This window comes from Bradyrhizobium sp. (assembly GCF_035570375.1).
GTDB lineage: Bacteria > Pseudomonadota > Alphaproteobacteria > Rhizobiales > Xanthobacteraceae > Bradyrhizobium.
The window spans coordinates 1-2,836 of record NZ_DATMLW010000148.1 but is presented as its reverse complement, the minus strand read 5'-3'; the positions used below and the strand labels follow the sequence as shown (position 1 = coordinate 2,836).

Genomic DNA, 2,836 nt, shown 5'->3' with positions numbered 1-2,836 from the left:
CCTTGTCGAAGCGGTGAAGTCCGGCAAGGCACGCGCGGTCGGCGTGGCAAATTTCAATGCGGACCAGATGCGCCGCATCGCCGATCACCTCGCAAGGGCAGGCGTTCCGCTCGCCGCTAATCAGGTCAACTACAGCCTGCTGCGACGAGCAGCGGAAACAAATGGCGTGCTCGAAGCCTGCCGTGAGCTCGATGTGGCACTGGTCGCGTATTTTCCCCTTGCGTCCGGCCGCCTCGCGCAGCCGCCGGACAGCATGGGAACGAAAGCGCTGCTGACGTGTCTCGCCGAGATTGCCCGCTCGCACGACGCCAGCATCAGCCAGGTCGCCCTGAACTGGCTGTTGGCGCGCGACAGTCACGTGATTCCCATCCCCGGCGCGACCAAGCCTCATCACGCGAGGACCAATCTCGATGCACTCGGTTGGCGCTTGAGTGAGACCGAGTTCGACGCGATCGACCGAGCCTCAGCAAAGAGTGGTTAATGAATTCGGCGCCCATCAAACCCCTCATCTCCACCCCTGACCTCGACAAGATCGACGTCCGTATCGGGACCATTCTCGCGTCGAGGACGTGGCGCATTCGGAGATGCTCGCATGTCTGCCTGTCGATTTCGGCGACTACCCGCTCCATTCTCGTCAGCATGAAAAAGCAGCGGCCATATCCAAAGGAGATTGAAGGCCGGCAGGCGCTGTCTGTCGTGACCCTCGCGCCGCGAATGGTGGCGGGCGAGGTTTCCGAAGGTCGGGTCCCGCAAAACGACCTCGGGCGATGTCTGCTGTCTGGTCGCAAACGGTGCGAAAGCGGACATTGCGATTGCGTGCGACGAGGTCTGCAAATGACCCCGGCTGTTCTCTAATTCCGGGCCTGCGGTCAAGACTCTCCAAAAACGCCCTTGCCGGGTTCAAGGTTCTCTCCGCGGTAGGGGTATGCCCTCCGCATGATGGTGTAAGATGACGCTGGCGGATCAATGTGTGAAGCGCGCTTGCTTTTTTGAGCATCGCAAAGCCAGGGGCGATCGCACCAACGCCAGCGTCCCGGCAGGGACGTTGGGTCCCGCCGGGGTTCGGCGGGATTTCGATTGCCATTTGAAGTCGGTACCATCAACCCACATCCGGTGCAGAATGACGGCAAGTTTTCGGGCAACCGCAACCTTGGCTTTGCGCAGCCCGCTTCGTTTCGCAAGCCGAATGCCGCGCTCTTGCTGGAACATACGATGGAGGGTGGAATCGCGTCGTCGGTTGCTCAATCTTGCATTGTTGGAAGCTTTAGAATGCGGCAATCTGGTTCGCAGATGGAAAGAAACAATCGGAAGGTACAGCAACATGCATACATCGAGGCGAGACATGCTTCTCGCGTCCCTGCTCGCGACACTGCCTGGGATGGTAGTGAGCGAGGCCGTGGCGAGCCCGATCAACCCTGCACAAACCATCATCCAGCCCCCGGCAGATCACCGCTGGGTTTCGAACAAGAACTACCCAGAGCGCAGCGTGGATATGTGTCCGCTGTCAGGCTCACTTACCGAGCCGGGGCTATATCTAACGCTAGTGCGCTGGTGGCCCGGCGAAGCCCATTTCGGCAGTCGCAAATCCCTGCTGTAATACCCTTACGCGGGCGTAGTCCCGGGCCTTAGGACTTCCGCCTTGTTTGAGGCATCCGCTCATCGATTCTTTCCGTAACTCCCCCATCGACAAGCAAGCCAAGATACTTTGCACCTCGCATGCGATGCTGGCGCACCGCGGCGTATCCTGGGCTGTCATACCACCTCTTCGCCTCCTCCATCGAAGGGAACTCCGCGACCACGACTCCTTCTACCGATCCTTCACCCTCGAGGAGTTCGAATGGACGGTACGCTGTGTGGAGCTTGACATCGAACCCCCTGAAAGTACGAGGCATCTCTTTCCAATATGTCTCCAGTTCCTTCCGATCGCTTACACCCTGGCAAATATAGACGAGATAGGCGGGCATAGATTGCTTCTCCGTTTCGGTACAGTCGAACCCTTTCCTGGGCGTGTCCGTCGAAACGACTCACGACGCTACATAAGCGCGCAGCGTAACGCGGTCTCCGAAGCCTGATCCGTAGGCAAGCTGTCCCACGAGCAGGCCGAGGTTCTCGATGTTGTGTGAAGCGTCAAGATGGCGGGCATCCACGCCTTCGAAGCCGATCTCCTTGGCCAGGGCGATCACGGTCGAGCGCGCGGCCTTATCGTCCGCGCAAGTAAACACCGTAGGCTTTTCGCCGCTCGCCGGCTCGCGGATCAATGCCGAGGAAATGGACGTGAACGCAGTGACGACGCGCCCCTTCGGGACGAGGTGCGCAAGTTGCTCGGCCGCGCTTGTACCGTCGTCTCGCTTCAGCTCGTAGCCGCCGGCGCCGGGAACCATCGCCGAAACGATGATGCCGGCATAACCCTTCAGCGCAGCCGCCACGTCGTCAAGCGCGGCCGGCGGCGTTGCGATGAAGCCAACATCGGCCGCAAGAAGCTCTTTGTCGCCGGCCACCCGCACGCCCAACTGACGGCTGAGGGCGGCTGCCGTAGCGCTGCTGGGATGCGATCCGCGGATCGCAACCGTGTGCGACGTTCTTTCGGCGAATGCTGTCGCAAAGGCTCCGCCCATGCGCCCCGTGCCGACGACAACAATCTTTTTCACGCTTCTCCTCCTTGGCCGAAGACGGACGGGCCCTGATAGTATAGGTCCGCGAGCGGCTCTCAGCGGCCCTCGGGCGGCAGGCTGGCGATCAGACGGTTGGGATGGTCCCGCCGTCCAGCACATAGTTGGCGCCGCTGACGAAGGCGGCGCGCTCGGACGCCAAGAATGCCACCAGCTCGGCGACCTCC

The 2,836-nt window shown here is 61.0% G+C and carries 3 protein-coding genes and 1 pseudogene; 1 reads left to right on the top strand and 3 read right to left on the bottom strand.

Going from position 1 to position 2,836, the window contains the following annotated elements:
• Positions 1–481: aldo/keto reductase (locus VNX23_RS15520; RefSeq protein WP_325631409.1), on the top strand; the 481-nt coding region annotated here is incomplete at its 5' end.
• Positions 482–963: 482 nt separating this feature from the next.
• Here the strand turns inward: VNX23_RS15520 and VNX23_RS15515 are convergent.
• The 3 genes and pseudogenes from VNX23_RS15515 to VNX23_RS15510 form a co-directional block, all read right to left on the bottom strand.
• Positions 964–1,191, bottom strand: a pseudogene (locus tag VNX23_RS15515) (hypothetical protein); the annotation flags it as partial.
• Between the two features lie 434 nt (positions 1,192–1,625).
• Positions 1,626–1,964, bottom strand: a complete 339-nt coding sequence (locus tag VNX23_RS31070) for a DUF1330 domain-containing protein (protein ID WP_414643008.1) — start codon at positions 1,962–1,964, stop codon at positions 1,626–1,628.
• Between the two features lie 60 nt (positions 1,965–2,024).
• Positions 2,025–2,648 (bottom strand): NADPH-dependent F420 reductase, encoded by a 624-nt coding sequence (locus tag VNX23_RS15510; protein ID WP_325631407.1) that lies wholly within the window; start codon positions 2,646–2,648, stop codon positions 2,025–2,027.
• Positions 2,649–2,836 lie beyond the last annotated feature (188 nt).

What these genes read in the sequence shown, in the direction of transcription:
- VNX23_RS31070 (WP_414643008.1), bottom strand. Translation starts at nt 1,964, where the DNA reads ATGCCCGCCTATCTCGTCTATATTTGCCAGGGTGTAAGCGATCGGAAG.